We start from the raw sequence: 15,227 nt of genomic DNA on the forward strand, positions 1-15,227 counted from the left end.
TATTTTCTTGACAGAAATAGTATGACTGTGTAAACTACTCTTGTAAAGGCTTTTCACTTAACATTGGTATTGGAGGGAACCCATGCATGATGCTTGAAAAGACAACACGAATGAACTATCTTTATGATTTTTACTATTCGTTGTTAACACCAAAGCAGCAAAGCTATATGTCTCTCTATTATTTAGATGATTACTCCCTTGGGGAAATTGCTGAAGAATATGATGTAAGCCGTCAGGCCGTGTATGATAATATTAAACGGACGGAAGCAATGCTTGAGGAGTACGAGGAAAAGCTGCGATTATTCCAGAAATTTCAAGAGCGCGTAAAACTAATCAAGCACGTAAAAGAATTGCTTAATGAGGAGAACCCTTCAAAGCAGGCAATGTTAGAAACTGTTGCCGAGCTTGAGAAATTAGATTAGGAGGCGGCATGAATGGCATTTGAAGGATTAGCCGACCGACTGCAAAATACTATCCAAAAAATCCGTGGAAAAGGGAAGGTCTCGGAAGCGGATGTTAAAGAAATGATGCGCGAAGTCCGCCTTGCGCTGCTTGAAGCTGACGTAAATTTCAAAGTTGTCAAAGACTTTGTGAAAAAAGTCAGCGAACGTGCCGTAGGGGTGGAAGTACTAAAAAGCTTATCTCCAGGTCAGCAAATCATTAAAATTGTTAATGAGGAATTGACCGCGTTAATGGGGGGCGAGCAAAGCAAGATAGCAGCATCAAACCGTCCGCCAACGGTCATCATGATGGTCGGGCTGCAGGGTGCTGGTAAAACGACAACAACTGGTAAGCTTTCGCTCTTGCTTCGAAAGAAGTACAATCGCAAGCCATTGCTAGTTGCCGCGGATATTTACCGTCCGGCTGCAATTAAGCAGCTGCAGACTCTCGGCAAACAATTAGATATGCCGGTTTTTTCTCTCGGCGATCAAGTGAGCCCGGTTGAAATTGCCAAACAGGCAATTGAGAAGGCGAAAGAGGAGCATCATGATTATGTCTTGATTGATACGGCTGGCCGTCTGCATGTCGATGAAGCATTAATGGGCGAGCTGAAGGACATTAAAGAATTAACCAAGCCGGATGAAATCTTCCTTGTTGTTGATGCCATGACGGGGCAGGATGCTGTCAATGTAGCTCAAAGCTTTAATGAACAGCTTGGTTTAACCGGAGTTGTCTTGACAAAGCTAGACGGTGATACTCGAGGCGGAGCCGCACTCTCAATTCGCGCTGTAACCCAAACGCCGATTAAATTTGTCGGTCTTGGCGAGAAAATGGACGCATTGGAACCGTTCCATCCAGAACGAATGGCTTCAAGAATTCTCGGCATGGGCGATGTGCTGACCCTGATTGAAAAGGCACAGGCGAATGTCGATGAACAAAAGGCGAAAGAGTTAGAGCAGAAAATGCGGACAGCGTCATTTACGCTGGAGGATTTTTTGGAACAGCTCGGCCAGGTCCGCAATCTTGGTCCGCTTGATGAATTATTAAAAATGATGCCTGGTGCAAACAAAATCAAAGGTTTGAATAATATGCAAATCGATGAGAAGCAAATTGCCCATGTAGAAGCAATCATCAGGTCGATGACCAAGGCAGAGAAAAATAATCCGGAAATCCTGAACTCCAAACGGAAAAACAGGATTGCCAAAGGCAGCGGCCGTACTGTCACTGAAGTGAATCGTTTGCTCAAACAGTTTGAAGATATGAAAAAAATGATGAAGCAAATGACAGGCATGCAGCAAAAAGGCAAGAAAAAAGGCGGGTTTAAATTTCCATTTAAACCGTTTTAAATCGAAAAGCGGAAGCGCCTTGGTCAGGGGCGACAAGCATAAGACAGGCGCTGACAGAAGGCGTTCTTTTGCCTTCCGAAGCGATTGGCTTATGACTCGAGCCCCTAGGCGCTGGAGCTAGACAGTCATCTAATTTCAAAAAATTACTCGTTTTATTTTGCGGAATTATTGGAAATAATGACTGTAAAGAAAAAACACTTTACAAATGATTTAAGAATTGATATTATACTATCTTGTGTGAAACTATTCGGAGGTGCTTATTTAAAATGGCAGTTAAAATTCGTTTAAAACGTATGGGAGCTAAAAAAACTCCTTTCTATCGTATCGTAGTAGCAGATTCTCGTTCTCCTCGTGACGGACGTTACATTGAAATCGTTGGAACTTACAACCCTGTAACGCAACCGGCTAAAGTAGAAATCAACGAAGAATTAGTTCTTAAATGGTTAAAAGACGGTGCAAAACCATCTGATACTGTTCGGAACCTGTTCTCAAACCAAGGCATCATGGAAAAATTCCATAATGCAAAATTAAGCAAGTAATCGCAGGCGATTATGAAGGACCTAATCGAAACGATTGTTAAGCCTCTTGTTGATTTTCCGGAAGATGTGCATGTGCTTGTCACGGAAGACGATTCGCGAATTACCTATCTGCTTTCTGTTAACAAGACAGACATGGGAAAAGTGATTGGCAAGCAGGGGCGTGTTGCAAAGGCCATTAGAACTGTTGTATATGCAGCGGGATCATCACAACAAAAGAAAATTTTTCTAGAAATTGGTGAATAGCTTTTTGCATCTAGATAAAAGGGAGGAATAAAAATCCTCCCTTTTTTGCTATAAAAAATGCAAAAGGGGGCCTTATTATGCAAATAATCCAAGCAGTTATCGTTAAGCAACTATTAACAGAAAATAGTAAACAACAGCTTTTCAATGGTTATCATTCCAAGAAGCTGCAGCTCCAGAAAGAGTGCGATCAGCTTCAATTCGAATTAAAACGGTTAGAAAAGTCCAAAAGCCTTTCACCGGGAACATTAAAAAAACAATTTGAAAAAGAAATTCAAATGCGCAAAGAAAAAATAAAGCTTCTTGAGTTTCAAGCGGAACAATTACATATCCTACCCTTAGGCAGTGAAATAAAGGAAAAAGAAGTTCAGGCCCTTGTAGAATTAAACGTCGGTGACAATTGGGATGAACGGTTTGGCCAATCTGAAATTATCGTAAGCGACGGTGTAATAGTAGAAATTCGCTAGAGGTGTGAAAAATATGGAAAAATGGTTCAACGTTGGGAAAATCGTCAATACACAGGGGATAAAAGGTGAAGTACGAGTCATTTCAAAAACTGACTTCCCTGAGAAACGCTATAAAGCCGGGAATGTTTTATATTTGTTTATGCCAAATTCAAATACCCCATTTGAACTAACAGTCAAAAGCCACAGGACACATAAAAATTTTGAATTACTTACATTTGAAGGTTTTAATAATATCAATGAAGTTGAAAAATTCAGGGACGGAATTTTGAAAGTGCCGGAATCACAACTTAGCACATTAGCAAAAGATGAATTTTATTACCACGAAATTATCGGCTGCCTTGTTTCCACAACTGAAGGAGAGGAAATCGGAAAAATAGCTGAAATTCTCTCCCCTGGTGCCAATGATGTTTGGGTGGTTAAAGGAAAAGGCGGTAAGGAAGTCCTAATCCCGTATATCCATGATGTAGTTAAGAAAGTGGATGTACAAGAAAAAATCGTTATCATTGAGCCAATGGAAGGATTACTTTCATGATGCAGATTGATATTCTGACCTTATTTCCAGAAATGTTTTCCGGCGTGCTGGGACAATCAATTTTGCAGAAAGCGGCCGAGAAATCAGCGGTCAACTATAATGTCGTAAATTTCCGTGAATATGCCGATAACAAACATTCAACGGTTGATGACTATCCATATGGCGGCGGGGCAGGCATGGTATTAAAACCGCAGCCAATCTTTGATGCGGTTGCAGCTCTGAAGGAAAAGGCCAAAAGCAGCAAACCAAGGGTGATTTTGCTTTGCCCGCAAGGCGAACGCTATGAGCAGCGAAAAGCGGAGGAGCTGGCAAATGAAGAGCATTTACTATTTATTTGCGGCCATTATGAGGGTTATGATGAACGAATCCGTGAGCATGTGGTAACGGATGAAATCTCGATTGGTGATTATGTCCTGACTGGCGGCGAGCTTGGAGCAATGGTCGTGATCGACAGTGTGGTCCGTCTTTTACCGGAAGTATTAGGAAATCAGGAATCACATCAGAAGGATTCGTTTAGTACGGGGCTCTTAGAGCACCCACATTACACTAGACCCGCAGATTTTCGCGGCATGAAGGTGCCTGATACATTGTTGTCAGGAAATCATAAATTAATTGAAGAATGGCGGAATAAAGAGGCATTACGCCGTACACTTTTAAGACGCCCGGATTTATTGGATAAAATAGAACTCACAGCAAAACAAGAAAAATGGTTAGAAGAAGTAAAAAAAGATTGCGAGTAATATTGCGAGCCTGCAATAAATATGGTATGATACTACTTGTGACTTGGGCTGATATATTTCAGTGATAGTCTTATAACGATGTTCCGCTGCAGGGTATAAGGGAATTTATGTGCATGAGCATCTGTTGGAAGGAGTTGAAAACGATGCAAAAATTGATTGAAGAAATCACAAAAGAACAACTTCGCACTGATCTTCCAGCGTTCCGTCCTGGTGACACTGTACGTGTACACGTTAAAGTTGTCGAGGGAACTCGTGAGCGTATTCAGTTATTTGAAGGTGTTGTGATTAAGCGTCGTGGTGGTGGAATTAGCGAAACTTTTACAGTTCGTAAAATTTCTTACGGAGTAGGCGTTGAGCGTACTTTCCCTGTTCATACACCAAAAATTGCGAAGCTTGAAGTAATTCGCCGCGGTAAAGTTCGCCGTGCTAAGCTTTACTACTTGCGTAAACTTCGCGGTAAAAAAGCAAGAATTAAAGAGATCCGCTAATATGAAAAGGAAAGAGCTTGCTTTAGGAGCAGGCTCTTTTTTTTAATACATATCTTCTTCTTTGATAGAAAGAATAATCATATTGGACTCCCCGAATTGTTACTGTTTTTTAAACAAATTATTAAAGTTTGATTAAAAAGATAATCCCATCGTGTTAAATTTGTTTAAGTTATGTAAAATAGGCTGTATAAAACATTTTTTTTAATAGTGATTGGTGGGGATTGTATGACAAAAAAGAAAAATGAACTTTGGGAATGGACAAAGGCCCTGTTGATTGCTGTAGCCTTGGCAGCGGTTATCCGCTACTTTCTTTTTGCTCCAATTGTAGTTGATGGCCTATCGATGATGCCGACATTGAAAGACCAAGACCGAATGATTGTTAATAAGTTCAGTTATGAAATTGGAGAGCCGAAGCGGTTTGATATCATCGTTTTTCATGCCCCGGAGAAAAAGGATTATATAAAACGTGTAATTGGACTGCCAGGCGATACAATCGAGTATAAAGATGATACGTTATATGTTAACGGAAAAGCGTATAAAGAGCCGTATTTGGATGAATATAAAAAACAAGTAGAGGACGGTCCGTTAACCGATCCGTTTACTTTGCAAGAAAAAATCGGCCGGCAAACAGTTCCGAAAGGGCAATTGTTTGTCATGGGAGATAATCGCCGCTGGAGTAAAGATTCCAGACACATCGGAACGATTCCAATGAGTAAGGTAATCGGGAAAACTAATGTTGTCTATTGGCCGATTAAAGATGCACATTTTGTTACAGTGAAATAGAACTTACTATCCAGCTTCAGCGCCTAGCCCCTCTATGGTCTACAGCCAATCCGTCATGAAGGTTAAAAAGCAACCTTCCTGCCGGCTTGTCTTATGCTATGCCTAAGGCTGGTCAAGGCGCTTACGCTTTTAGAGGAGGTGGCAGCTTTGACGATCCAATGGTTTCCTGGCCATATGGCCAAGGCTCGCAGAGAGGTCACGGAAAAGTTAAAACTGGTTGACATTATTTTTGAATTGGTTGATGCAAGAATCCCGTATTCCTCGCGAAACCCGATGATTGATGAAATTATCCAGCATAAACCAAGATTAGTCTTGTTAAATAAAGCGGATATGGCAGATAAAGACGTGACAAGGGAATGGATTGCCCACTTTGCGGATAAAGGGATAAAAGCCCTGGCAATAAATTCTCAGGCTGGAGAAGGAATGAAAACGATTGTCCAAGCCTCACATGAAATTCTTAAAGAAAAATTTGATCGAATGAGAGCAAAAGGCGTTAACCCAAGGGCGATTCGTGCGATGATTGTTGGCATTCCTAATGCAGGGAAATCGACGCTTATCAATCGTCTCGCCAAAAAAAATATCGCCAAGACAGGCAATACCCCGGGGGTAACGAAATCACAGCAATGGATTAAAGTTGGCAAGGAAATGGAATTGCTCGATACTCCGGGGATTTTATGGCCAAAGTTTGAAGACCAAGAGGTTGGGATGAAATTGGCTATAACTGGAGCGATTAAAGATACATTATTAAACCTTCAGGACCTGACCGTATACTCGCTTAGATTTTTAGAACATGCCTATCCAGAGCGTTTAAAAGAACGTTACAATCTGGAAAGTCTGTCTGAAAACGTTGTTGAAATGTTTGATCATATCGGTGTACTTCGGGGCTGTTTGATGGCTGGCGGCATCGTCGATTATGATAAGGTATCGGAATTGGTGATCAGAGAGATTAGGTCGGAGAAATTTGGACGGCTTACGTTTGAACGGCCAGCCGATCTAATGAAGGAATAATGAAATTGCATGAAGCTCTCCTGAATGGGGGGCTTATTTTTTAGCCGATGGGAAAGAAAAACGTTATTTCTTTCATTTTTTTACTTTTACCAGCATTTATCTCTGGTTACATTGGAACTATTCTCGTAAAATAAAAATAACGACTATGATTGATGACAAGATAAAAGGAGCGTACTTAAATGAAATACCGATCAGCTTTTGATATTATCGGTCCGGTCATGATTGGACCGTCAAGCTCTCATACAGCAGGTGCAGCTCGCATTGGCAGGGTCGCTAGGACATTGTTTGGCAAACTTCCTAAAAAGGCAATTATCTCATTATACGGTTCATTTGCAAAAACCTATAAGGGACACGGAACAGACTTTGCGATTGTTGCGGGGCTTCTAGATCTGGATACTTTTGATGAAAGAATGCCTAAATCATTGGTAATAGCAAAGGACCTTGGTTTAGAGGTTGTGTTTCAGACTGAAGAAGCAGTAACCGATCATCCAAATACTGTTAAAATCAATCTATATGGCGGGGACGAAGAACTTGAGCTGGTCGGGATTTCAATTGGCGGCGGAACCATTGAAATTACCGAATTAAACTCCTTCCCGTTAAAGTTGTCCGGTGAACATCCCGCAATCTTGGTTGTGCACCAAGACCGATTTGGAATTATTTCAGCAGTAACTAGTGTATTATCAAAATATGAAATTAACATCGGCCATATGGAGGTTTCAAGGTTGGATAAAGGGGAAATGGCCTTAATGGTCATTGAAGTCGACCAAAAAATTGAAAATATGGTGATTGAGGAATTAAGTAATCTTGCAAATGTAACGAAAATTATTCGGATGGCGGAATAGATTAATCAACATCAGGGGGGATGATCATGTTTCGAAATGTAGCGGAGCTTGTTCAACTTGCAGAAACGAATCAAGTAAAAATAGCGGAAATCATGATCCGTCAAGAGATAGAAGTATCGGGTCTAACAAGAGAAGAAATAATCGCGAAAATGGATAAGAATTTAACGGTAATGGAACAGGCGGTGGAAAGAGGCCTTAGGGGCGTCCATTCCCATACAGGCCTTACCGGCGGTGACGCTGTGCTTATTCAGAACTATATTAAAAGCGGAAAGGCCCTTGGGGGTGAGGTTCTATTAGATGCGGTCAGTAAAGCGGTAGCGACCAATGAAGTGAATGCTGCTATGGGCGTAATCTGTGCCACACCAACTGCAGGTTCGGCAGGCGTAGTGCCGGGGACTTTATTTGCTGTAAAGGAAAAATTGCAGCCGACCCGTGAGGAAATGATTGAATTTTTGTTTACAGCAGCAGCCTTCGGTTTCGTGGTTGCAAATAACGCCTCTATTTCTGGTGCTGCAGGGGGCTGCCAAGCGGAAGTTGGCTCTGCAAGCGGTATGGCGGCTGCGGCAATTGTAGAATTGGCTGGCGGCACTGCACAACAGGCTGCAGAGGCGATGGCTATCACTTTAAAGAATATGCTTGGATTAGTTTGTGACCCAGTAGCAGGGTTAGTGGAAGTCCCTTGTGTAAAACGGAATGCTATGGGTGCATCCAATGCCATTACGGCAGCGGATATGGCACTTGCCGGTGTCACAAGCAGAATTCCTTGTGATGAAGTCATTCATGCGATGTTCTTGATTGGCCAATCGATGCCTTCTTCGTTAAGGGAAACTGCTGAGGGCGGACTGGCGGCGACACCGACAGGCAGAAGATTAGAACAAGAAATATTTGGAAACGGCAACACCGTTAAACTCAAAAATCTAATTATAACCTAAACTTAAAATAGTACACGAATTCATATTGATTTTCGTGTGCTTTTTTGTATATTGTAAAATCACTCATGACAATGTATCATTACAACGGGTGAAAAAAATGAAGGTACAAACAATTGCAGAAGTAGCACGACAATTAGCAAATATTAAGGATGAGCAAGATCCGTTTTTGATACAAATTCTTCAAGATGAGCGCAAGGGTGTTCAACAGATAATACAGAAATGGCGCAAGCAGATTGCGGAGGAACAGCGGTTAAAAGAAAAATTCCTTGAGATGAATACCTATGAAACTAAATGGCGTTCTAATGGCTTTGAATTGATTGCAGGTGTCGATGAAGTTGGCAGAGGTCCGCTTGCAGGTCCGGTTGCGGCAGCGGCTGTCATTTTGCCTGCTGACTTTTTCTTGGCTGGAATTGATGATTCTAAAAAACTATCTGAAAAGAAACGCCTGGAATACGATGCCATTATTCGCAGAGAAGCACTGGCATTTAGTGTTTCGATGATTGATGCAAACGAAATTGATGAGATTAATATTTATGAGGCCGCAAAAAAAGCAATGAAAGCAGCAATCGCATCGTTACAGCCAAAACCGGATTTTTTGCTGATTGATGCAATGAAGCTAGAAATTCCCTACGCATCAGAATCGATTATTAAAGGGGATGCCAAAAGTATTTCGATCGCAGCTGCTTCAATTATTGCAAAAGTGGCTAGAGACAAGCTGATGAAGGAAATCTCGCTGGAATACCCAAGATATCACTTTCAGCAAAATATGGGGTATGGGACAAAGGAACATTTAAACGCGATTCAGCAGTATGGGATAACTCCTTATCATCGAAAAAGCTTCGCACCAATCAAGGATATTATTAAAATATAATTTTTTTGCATATTGGTGGACAAGGTATCTGTCATTATATAAAATGAAAACGGAGTCAATTTTTAGAAGAGTAAGATTTAGGAGGATGGGAAATGAATATCCATGAGTATCAAGGGAAAGAAATCCTCAAGCAATTCGGGGTAGCGGTTCCAAACGGAAAAGTGGCATTCACGGTTGAAGAGGCAGTGGAAGCGGCGAAAGAATTAGGCACTAAAGTGTGTGTCGTAAAAGCGCAAATTCACGCAGGCGGACGGGGGAAAGCCGGTGGTGTTAAGGTTGCGAAAAACCTTGATGAGGTTCGTACATATGCAAATGAAATCCTTGGAAAAACCTTGGTAACACACCAAACGGGTCCTGAGGGTAAAGAAGTAAAGCGTCTCCTCATTGAAGAAGGCTGTGACATCAAAAAAGAGTATTATGTTGGTTTAGTATTAGACCGCGCCACTTCACGTGTTGTGTTAATGGCTTCTGAAGAAGGCGGTACTGAAATTGAAGAGGTTGCTGAAAAGACTCCGGAGAAAATCTTTAAAGAAGAAATCGACCCAGTGATTGGCTTACAGCCATTCCAGGCACGCCGAATCGCCTTTAATATCAATATTCCAAAAGAGTTAGTCAATCAAGCGGTAAAGTTCATGACAGCTTTATACAATGCCTACATTGAAAAGGACTGCTCGATTGCCGAAATTAATCCACTTGTCGTTACAGGTGATGGCAAAGTAATCGCATTAGATGCCAAATTAAACTTTGACTCCAATGCGTTATATCGTCAAAAAGATGTACTAGCTTATCGTGACCTTGAAGAAGAGGATGCCAAAGAAATCGAAGCATCTAAATATGATTTAAGCTATATTTCCTTAGATGGAAATATCGGCTGTATGGTTAATGGAGCCGGTCTTGCGATGGCAACAATGGACATCGTTAAGCATTACGGCGGCGACCCCGCTAACTTCCTTGATGTTGGGGGCGGTGCTACAGCTGAAAAGGTTACAGAAGCATTCAAAATTATCCTTTCTGATCCAAACGTAAAAGGTATTTTCGTTAATATCTTTGGCGGAATCATGAAGTGTGATGTTATCGCAGAAGGTGTAGTAGAAGCGGCGTCGCAGGTTGGTCTAAGTGTTCCACTTGTTGTTCGTTTAGAGGGAACAAATGTTGACTTAGGTAAGAAAATCCTTTCTGAGTCAAGCATAGACATTATTGCTGCTGAATCCATGGCAGACGGCGCACAAAAAATCGTTGCATTAGTGAAATAGGATCATAAGAAAGGGGAATTAACGTGAGCGTTTTTATTAATAAAGATACAAAAGTTATTGTTCAAGGGATAACTGGATCTACAGCCCTTTTTCATACAAAACAAATGCTTGAATACGGTACACAAATTGTTGGCGGTACTACTCCAGGTAAGGGCGGCATGGAAGTTGAAGGTGTGCCTGTATTCAATACAGTGAAAGAAGCAGTTGAAGCTACCGGCGCAACAGCATCCGTCATTTATGTTCCAGCTCCGTTTGCAGCAGATGCCATTATCGAAGCGGTTGATGCAGAATTGGATTTAGCAATTTGTATTACCGAACATATCCCAGTTTTAGATATGGTGAAAGTAAAGCGTTATATGGAAGGCAAGAAGACTCGTTTAGTTGGTCCAAACTGCCCAGGTGTCATCACTCCTGATGAATGTAAAATTGGTATCATGCCTGGATATATCCACACTAAAGGCCATGTCGGTGTTGTTTCCCGCTCTGGAACCTTAACATACGAAGCGGTTCATCAATTAACACAAGCTGGTCTTGGACAAACAACAGCTGTTGGTATTGGCGGCGATCCTGTTAACGGGACAAACTTTATCGACGTGCTAAAAGCTTTTAATGAAGACTCTGAAACATATGCCGTTATCATGATTGGTGAAATTGGCGGAACGGCTGAAGAAGAAGCGGCAGAATGGGTAAAAGCAAACATGACAAAACCTGTTGTCGGCTTTATTGGCGGACGAACTGCGCCTCCAGGAAAGCGCATGGGCCATGCCGGCGCGATTATTTCTGGCGGTAAAGGAACTGCAGACGAAAAGATCCGCGTCATGAACGCATGCGGCATTAAAGTAGCTGATACCCCATCAGTAATGGGTGAAACCTTAATCGAAGTATTAAAAGAACAAGGTTTATACGAAAAATGTAAAACACACTGAAAAGCGGAAGGCGCCTGCTTATCGGCGGTAAGCATAAGACGAGCCGGCGGGAAGGTTGCTCTTTAACCTTCTCGACGGATTGGCTTATGACTCGAGCCGATGGCGCCTGGAGCCAGACACACTAATATTTTACATCAAGTTAATACAGATAGTCCCTCATAATTGAGGGGCTATTTCTGCATGTATAATAAATATTGGCTGTGTTAAAGAACATTGTTGATTTTGAGCACAATGTTGATTGGAGTGGAAGGCGCGAGACTCCTNCCCCGCGCGAAGCGCCTGGAATGGAAATCAACATTCTCTTTTAACACAGCCTAACTATTAAGGAGGAATCGTTTAAGATGGATGACTTTAAAGAAAAACTGATTCATTTGCTTCATTACCCAAATATCTCCTGGAATACTGTTTTTCAAATGTTAAAAAATGACCCGACACTTCAGTCCTTGTACCGGCACCAAACCCAAACGCCGCAGCAGATTTCCTTGTTTTCACCGACTAACCGCGAAAGCTCCTTTGCCAAATCTTCCATTATATCTCTTCATCCTGAAATAATTCACGAACAAATTCGCCAATATGAGACCAATGATATTACGGTCATTACGATTATCGATAAGGAATACCCTCGATATTTAAAAGAAATCTATCAGCCGCCCTGGGCTTTGTTTGTGAAGGGAGATCTATCTTTACTTGAGAGAGAACCAAAACTTGCCGTGGTAGGTTCACGGCAGGCGACACCATATGGAAAAAATGCTATTAGGTTAATCTTCCCCGAATTAATTGACAATGGTGTGCTCATTGTCAGCGGTTTAGCAAAAGGGATTGATGCGCTAGCGCATGAATACGCAATAAAAAATGGCGGGAAAACAATCGCAGTTATTGCTGGGGGTTTATATCATATTTACCCAAAAGAAAATATGGGACTCGCATTAGAAATGATGAAAACACAACTTGTCGTCTCGGAATATCCACCAGACACCAAACCGCTCAGATGGCATTTCCCAGCACGGAATCGTATCATTAGCGGTCTATCCAATGGGACGTTTATTATAGAAGCAAAACGAAAAAGCGGATCACTGATAACGGCAAATTATGCGGTTAACGAGGGACGAGATGTGTTTTCGCTGCCTGGGAGCATATTTAATCCTTATTCCATTGGAGCTAACGAATTGATTCAACATGGGGCTAAACTAGTGACCAGTGCAAAAGATATTCTAGAAGAAATCAGGTAAACGGAAAATTAACTAGTAATCTTTAAAATAAATTAGCAAATTTAGCAGGTTTTTTCTGAATATGTGGAGAAATTAGCTTAAAAAGGTTGCAATAATTTCTAATATGTTATACATTTTCCAACAGATGTTCGAAAAATAGAATATATAAAAAATGATTAAATAAACTTGTAATTAACATATATTTTGAAATTTTGGGATAGGCAGTTTTGTAAAGTATTTTCTCCGCTCCAAGTTGTTATACTGGGATTTAGGAAAACTTATCAATTCGTAAGCATCTTAGAAACGGGATTCGCCGGATTCAAGGCGCTTTAACACTTTCCCTCTTAAGGAGGATTTAAATGGCAGATTTTCTTGTAATCGTCGAATCGCCAGCAAAAGCGAAAACGATTGAACGATATTTAGGAAATAAATATAAAGTTAAGGCATCAATGGGGCATGTTCGCGATTTGCCGCGGAGCCAAATGGGTGTCGATGTCGAAAATAACTTTGAACCAAAATATATAACCATTCGTGGTAAGGGTCCAGTACTAAAGGAATTAAAAACAGCAGCTAAGAAGGCCAAGAAAATATATCTTGCAGCTGACCCGGATCGTGAGGGGGAAGCAATTGCCTGGCATTTAGCACATAGTTTAGATGTTGATATTACATCTGACTGCCGGGTAGTTTTCAATGAAATTACTAAAGATGCGATAAAAGAATCCTTTAAGCATCCCCGCCCGATTAATATGGATCTAGTTGATGCCCAGCAGGCGCGCAGGATTCTCGACCGTCTAGTTGGCTATAATATCAGCCCCTTACTTTGGAAAAAGGTGAAAAAAGGGCTGAGTGCAGGAAGGGTTCAATCTGTAGCGGTGCGTCTGATTATCGACAGAGAAAAAGAAATAAAAGCTTTTACTCCAGAGGAGTATTGGACGATTGAAGGCGAATTTTTAAAAGGGAATGATCAATTTAATGCAGTTTTTCATTCTTTAGCCGGCCAAGAAAAAGCTGAGCTTAAATCCGAGCAGGATGTTCAGGCGATTCTTAAGGAACTGGATGACAACAAGTTCAAGGTCATCTCAGTGACAAAAAAAGAACGAAGAAGAAACCCCGCTCCGCCATTTATTACTTCTTCCTTGCAGCAGGAAGCAGCAAGAAAGCTTAACTTCCGTGCTAAGAAAACGATGATGCTTGCTCAGCAGCTTTACGAAGGAATTGAATTAGGAAAAGAAGGAACAGTCGGTCTCATTACCTATATGAGAACAGATTCGACCCGCATTTCTGAAATTGCGCAAGCAGAGGCAGCTGAATATATACAAGCAGAATATGGTGAAAATTATTTAAAAAATGATCAAAGGAAAGAAAAAAAACAAGTAAAAACTCAAGATGCCCATGAGGCGATTCGACCAACGAGCACGTTAAGAGACCCGAATAGTTTGAAGGCATTTCTTTCTAGAGATCAATTTCGTTTATACAAATTAATTTGGGAGCGTTTCTTGGCGAGTCAAATGGCCCAAGCAATCATGGATACGATGAGTGTGGACTTGCAGAATGGAAATGTACAATTCCGAGCTACCGGGTCTAAAATCAAGTTTCCTGGTTTTATGAAGCTTTATGTTGAGGGCACAGATGACCAAGTAGATGGCCCAGATAAAATGCTTCCGGATCTCAAAGAAGGAGATGAAGTGTTTCAAAAGGATATTGATCCTAAGCAGCACTTCACGCAGCCGCCACCGCGGTATACGGAAGCACGACTTGTAAAGGCGCTCGAAGAATTGGGGATTGGCCGCCCGTCGACATATGCGCCAACATTGGATACAATTCAGAAGCGGGGCTATGTTGCCCTAGATAATAAACGGTTTGTACCTACTGAACTAGGGGAAATCATTCATGAAGTGATGGTAGAATTTTTCCCGGAAATCATAAATGTGGAATTTACAGCGAGAATGGAAAAGGGATTAGACCACGTTGAAGATGGAAAAATGACCTGGATAAAAGTCATAGATGCATTTTACCAGGAGTTCGAGACAAATTTAAAAATAGCAGAAAAGGAAATGGAAAAAATAGAAATAAAAGATGAACCGGCCGGTGAGGATTGTGAAAACTGTGGCAGTCCAATGGTGTTTAAAATGGGCCGCTACGGAAAATTCATGGCTTGCAGCAATTTCCCTGATTGCCGCAATACAAAACCGATCGTCAAGGAAATTGGTGTTACCTGTCCTACATGTAAGGAAGGACAAATTATCGAACGTAAAAGTAAGAAAAAAAGGCTATTCTATGGCTGCACCAGATATCCGGAATGTGAGTTTATCTCATGGGATAAACCATTACCTCGCCCCTGTCCAAAATGTGAAGGGCTGCTAGTTGAAAAGAAATTAAAAAAAGGTGTTCAGGTCCAATGTTCGAATTGTGATTACAAGGAAGAGCAGCAAAGCTAAGAGTGGGAAAGTTCCACTCTTTTTTATTTTTGTAAGTATTTAAAACTTTTTTCTTTTTCATCCGTATAGTACAATGCTAGATGGACTTAAATGTGGGAAAGATATATAAATAGTACTATTCTATTCAAAATATTACTTAACCAATGTTTATGGAAGAATTTCAGGAGGTATAA

At 41.2% G+C, this 15,227-nt stretch carries 17 protein-coding genes; all 17 read left to right on the forward strand.

Features of this window, described 5'->3' with window-relative positions:
* Nucleotides 1-89 precede the first annotated feature (89 nt).
* The 17 genes from AA980_RS02620 (at nucleotide 90) to topA (ending at nucleotide 15,054) form a co-directional block, all read left to right on the forward strand.
* Complete coding sequence (locus AA980_RS02620; protein WP_024030221.1) at nucleotides 90-422, forward strand: putative DNA-binding protein; 333 nt, start codon at nucleotides 90-92, stop codon at nucleotides 420-422.
* A gap of 12 nt (nucleotides 423-434) precedes the next feature.
* Nucleotides 435-1,787, forward strand: a complete 1,353-nt coding sequence (gene ffh / locus AA980_RS02625) for a signal recognition particle protein (RefSeq protein WP_024030222.1) — start codon at nucleotides 435-437, stop codon at nucleotides 1,785-1,787.
* 266 nt (nucleotides 1,788-2,053) lie between these two features.
* Entirely contained in the window at nucleotides 2,054-2,326 is a 273-nt protein-coding gene (gene rpsP / locus AA980_RS02630; RefSeq protein WP_024030223.1) for a 30S ribosomal protein S16, read from the forward strand.
* 12 nt (nucleotides 2,327-2,338) lie between these two features.
* Nucleotides 2,339-2,569 (forward strand): KH domain-containing protein, encoded by a 231-nt coding sequence (locus AA980_RS02635; RefSeq protein WP_024030224.1) that lies wholly within the window; start codon nucleotides 2,339-2,341, stop codon nucleotides 2,567-2,569.
* A 77-nt stretch (nucleotides 2,570-2,646) separates the two neighbouring features.
* Nucleotides 2,647-3,033: a YlqD family protein gene (locus AA980_RS02640; RefSeq protein WP_024030225.1), complete on the forward strand. Its 387-nt coding sequence runs from the start codon at nucleotides 2,647-2,649 to the stop codon at nucleotides 3,031-3,033.
* A 13-nt stretch (nucleotides 3,034-3,046) separates the two neighbouring features.
* Nucleotides 3,047-3,565 carry a ribosome maturation factor RimM gene (rimM, locus tag AA980_RS02645; protein WP_024030226.1) on the forward strand — a complete coding sequence of 173 codons (519 nt, stop codon included), beginning with the start codon at nucleotides 3,047-3,049 and terminating at the stop codon, nucleotides 3,563-3,565.
* On the forward strand, nucleotides 3,562-4,305 hold the full coding sequence (gene trmD, locus AA980_RS02650) for a tRNA (guanosine(37)-N1)-methyltransferase TrmD (RefSeq protein ID WP_034724802.1): 744 nt from the start codon (nucleotides 3,562-3,564) through the stop codon (nucleotides 4,303-4,305). Before rimM ends, trmD begins: the two co-directional genes overlap by 4 nt.
* Nucleotides 4,306-4,448: 143 nt before the next feature.
* Nucleotides 4,449-4,793, forward strand: a complete 345-nt coding sequence (gene rplS / locus AA980_RS02655; protein ID WP_024030228.1) for a 50S ribosomal protein L19 — start codon at nucleotides 4,449-4,451, stop codon at nucleotides 4,791-4,793.
* Nucleotides 4,794-5,018: 225 nt separating this feature from the next.
* Nucleotides 5,019-5,576, forward strand: coding sequence for a signal peptidase I (gene lepB, locus AA980_RS02660; RefSeq protein ID WP_024030229.1), 558 nt, complete (start codon nucleotides 5,019-5,021; stop codon nucleotides 5,574-5,576).
* Nucleotides 5,577-5,723: 147 nt separating this feature from the next.
* Nucleotides 5,724-6,584 (forward strand): ribosome biogenesis GTPase YlqF, encoded by an 861-nt coding sequence (ylqF, locus tag AA980_RS02665; protein ID WP_024030230.1) that lies wholly within the window; start codon nucleotides 5,724-5,726, stop codon nucleotides 6,582-6,584.
* Nucleotides 6,585-6,763: 179 nt separating this feature from the next.
* A complete protein-coding gene (sdaAB, locus tag AA980_RS02670) occupies nucleotides 6,764-7,426 on the forward strand; it encodes an L-serine ammonia-lyase, iron-sulfur-dependent subunit beta (protein ID WP_024030231.1) in 663 nt (220 codons plus the stop codon).
* Between the two features lie 26 nt (nucleotides 7,427-7,452).
* A complete protein-coding gene (gene sdaAA, locus AA980_RS02675) occupies nucleotides 7,453-8,358 on the forward strand; it encodes an L-serine ammonia-lyase, iron-sulfur-dependent, subunit alpha (protein WP_024030232.1) in 906 nt (301 codons plus the stop codon).
* 97 nt (nucleotides 8,359-8,455) lie between these two features.
* A complete protein-coding gene (locus tag AA980_RS02680) occupies nucleotides 8,456-9,229 on the forward strand; it encodes a ribonuclease HII (protein WP_024030233.1) in 774 nt (257 codons plus the stop codon).
* Nucleotides 9,230-9,321: 92 nt separating this feature from the next.
* Nucleotides 9,322-10,482 (forward strand): ADP-forming succinate--CoA ligase subunit beta, encoded by a 1,161-nt coding sequence (gene sucC / locus AA980_RS02685; protein ID WP_024030234.1) that lies wholly within the window; start codon nucleotides 9,322-9,324, stop codon nucleotides 10,480-10,482.
* 23 nt (nucleotides 10,483-10,505) lie between these two features.
* Nucleotides 10,506-11,408 (forward strand): succinate--CoA ligase subunit alpha, encoded by a 903-nt coding sequence (sucD, locus tag AA980_RS02690; RefSeq protein ID WP_024030235.1) that lies wholly within the window; start codon nucleotides 10,506-10,508, stop codon nucleotides 11,406-11,408.
* A 341-nt stretch (nucleotides 11,409-11,749) separates the two neighbouring features.
* On the forward strand, nucleotides 11,750-12,637 hold the full coding sequence (gene dprA, locus AA980_RS02695; protein ID WP_024026823.1) for a DNA-processing protein DprA: 888 nt from the start codon (nucleotides 11,750-11,752) through the stop codon (nucleotides 12,635-12,637).
* Between the two features lie 338 nt (nucleotides 12,638-12,975).
* The gene (gene topA / locus AA980_RS02700) at nucleotides 12,976-15,054 is read left to right on the forward strand and encodes a type I DNA topoisomerase (protein WP_024026822.1); all 2,079 of its coding nucleotides are present in this window, start codon (nucleotides 12,976-12,978) and stop codon (nucleotides 15,052-15,054) included.
* Nucleotides 15,055-15,227 lie beyond the last annotated feature (173 nt).

Source organism: Neobacillus vireti (genome assembly GCF_001026695.1).
Taxonomy (GTDB): Bacteria; Bacillota; Bacilli; order Bacillales; family Cytobacillaceae; genus Neobacillus; species Neobacillus vireti.

Bases quoted from the DNA above. Each gene is read 5' to 3' on its own strand.
- sdaAA (WP_024030232.1), top strand. From the start codon at position 7,453: ATGTTTCGAAATGTAGCGGAGCTTGTTCAACTTGCAGAAACGAATCAA.
- sdaAB (WP_024030231.1), top strand. From the start codon at position 6,764: ATGAAATACCGATCAGCTTTTGATATTATCGGTCCGGTCATGATTGGA.
- AA980_RS02635 (WP_024030224.1), top strand. From the start codon at position 2,339: ATGAAGGACCTAATCGAAACGATTGTTAAGCCTCTTGTTGATTTTCCG.
- rpsP (WP_024030223.1), top strand. From the start codon at position 2,054: ATGGCAGTTAAAATTCGTTTAAAACGTATGGGAGCTAAAAAAACTCCT.
- sucC (WP_024030234.1), top strand. From the start codon at position 9,322: ATGAATATCCATGAGTATCAAGGGAAAGAAATCCTCAAGCAATTCGGG.
- AA980_RS02640 (WP_024030225.1), top strand. From the start codon at position 2,647: ATGCAAATAATCCAAGCAGTTATCGTTAAGCAACTATTAACAGAAAAT.
- lepB (WP_024030229.1), top strand. From the start codon at position 5,019: ATGACAAAAAAGAAAAATGAACTTTGGGAATGGACAAAGGCCCTGTTG.
- topA (WP_024026822.1), top strand. From the start codon at position 12,976: ATGGCAGATTTTCTTGTAATCGTCGAATCGCCAGCAAAAGCGAAAACG.
- dprA (WP_024026823.1), top strand. From the start codon at position 11,750: ATGGATGACTTTAAAGAAAAACTGATTCATTTGCTTCATTACCCAAAT.
- trmD (WP_034724802.1), top strand. From the start codon at position 3,562: ATGATGCAGATTGATATTCTGACCTTATTTCCAGAAATGTTTTCCGGC.
- AA980_RS02680 (WP_024030233.1), top strand. From the start codon at position 8,456: ATGAAGGTACAAACAATTGCAGAAGTAGCACGACAATTAGCAAATATT.
- rimM (WP_024030226.1), top strand. From the start codon at position 3,047: ATGGAAAAATGGTTCAACGTTGGGAAAATCGTCAATACACAGGGGATA.
- AA980_RS02620 (WP_024030221.1), top strand. From the start codon at position 90: ATGCTTGAAAAGACAACACGAATGAACTATCTTTATGATTTTTACTAT.
- ffh (WP_024030222.1), top strand. From the start codon at position 435: ATGGCATTTGAAGGATTAGCCGACCGACTGCAAAATACTATCCAAAAA.
- rplS (WP_024030228.1), top strand. From the start codon at position 4,449: ATGCAAAAATTGATTGAAGAAATCACAAAAGAACAACTTCGCACTGAT.